The following is a 1,702-nucleotide window of genomic DNA, read 5'->3' as shown; positions in this document are numbered from 1 at the left end:
CTTTCATACTGCTCATGATACCGCTCGGCATTTCTATCCGCGGCGGACTGGGCGAGTCGACGGCCAACATAGGCAAGGTTTATTTCAGCGAAGACGAGTATCTGAACCACTCTGCCGTCAATCCGATGTTCAGTATGCTCTACTCTTTGGGCAAGGCCGAGAATTATGCCGACGAGTTCGAATATTTCGACGAGCCGCGGCGGGCAAGTCTTTTCCGCAGCCTCTACCCGCAGACACCCGCAGACACTGCCTCGCTGCTCAACACACGACGGCCGGACGTGCTGCTGATACTGATGGAAAGTTTCGGCGGGCAGATTGTAGAGGCAGTCGGCGGACGGGCCGACATCGCTCCCAACTACAACCGGCTGGCCGCCGAGGGCGTGATATTCACCCGCTGCTACTCAAACAGCTTCCGCACAGACCGCGGCATGGTGTCGGCACTGAGCGGCTATCCGGCGTTCCCCACCCTCTCGGTGATGAAACTGCCGATAAAGAGCCGCACGCTGCCCTGCATGGCCAACACCCTCAACGCCGAGGGATACAGAAGCACGTTTCTGTACGGCGGCGACATAAATTTCACAAACATGCAGAGCTATCTGCGCACGGGCGGTTACGGCACTATTATCAGCGACAGCGACTTCCCTGCCGACAAGAAGAAAGACAACCCGTGGGGAGCCGACGACGGAGTGACGTTCGACAGTCTGTTCAGCATCATCGGCGCGCAGAAGCACCACCCGTGGCACATCGGTTTCCTCACGCTGAGCAGTCACGAGCCGTTCGAAGTACCTTACAACAGGCTCAAAGAGCAGATACCAAACGCTTTCGCATATACGGACGAGTGTCTCGGACGGTTCGTGGAGCGCATGCGCAAGACTCCGCTGTGGGACAACCTGCTCATCATCTGCATACCCGACCACGGTTTCCAATATCCAGCTAACATCACCCACGAGCAACACCACCGCAACACCATGTTGTGGATAGGCGGGGCAGTGAAAGCGCATAAGACGGTAAGCACCGTCATGAACCAGAGCGACATGGCGGCCACACTGCTCGCACAGTTGGGCATCGGCCACGAAGACTATACGTTCAGCCGCGACGTGCTCAGCCCGGCATACCGCTACCCGTTCGCGTTCTTCACTTTCAAGGAAGGTTTCGGCTTCGCCGACAGCACGGGACACACCGTATACGACATCATCGGAAACCGGATATCGGAATACCGACCGGCAACGACATCCGGCGACAAAACGGCCGCCGACAGAAGAGCCGAACTTGGAAAAGCCGTTATGCAAAGCATATATGACGACTTGGGAAACAGATAATTTGTTTAAAGGTAAAAAGGTAGAAAGGTAAAAAAGTAAGAGTCACCATGTATAAAAAACTGCACCCCAAAAGTTATTTGTCTAACTTTTGGGGTGCAGTTAAAAACTTTCGGAGGTGTGCGGTTTAGCTTAAACGCAGTTTTTATACCTTATTTACTCTTCTACCTATGGGCATGAAAACGAAGCGAGCAACGGTGTGAATGTCGGTCGGCTGTGAAATGTGCTGATGTTCAGTGTGTTTTGGCGGTTTGGGAGTGGTTGGTCGGGAAAAACGAAACGTGCAAAAACTTGAATTTGCTTTAATCCGGCTTTAATTTTTGGGGCGGTCCGTTTAATCGGTGTTTAACGGGGCTTTAATCGGACTTTAATTGGCTTTAATAACG

Annotated in this window: 1 protein-coding gene; it reads left to right on the top strand. The window is 53.2% G+C overall.

Translation table 11 applies throughout. The features are described 5' to 3' along the window. A partial coding sequence (locus MoGM_RS05610; protein WP_146078656.1) for an LTA synthase family protein occupies nt 1-1,319 on the top strand: 1,319 nt, incomplete at its 5' end. Nucleotides 1,320-1,702: the final 383 nt, after the last annotated feature.

This window comes from Prevotella sp. MGM1 (assembly GCF_002933775.1).
Lineage (GTDB): Bacteria > Bacteroidota > Bacteroidia > Bacteroidales > Bacteroidaceae > Prevotella.
This window is presented reverse-complemented; position numbering and strand designations above follow the sequence as displayed.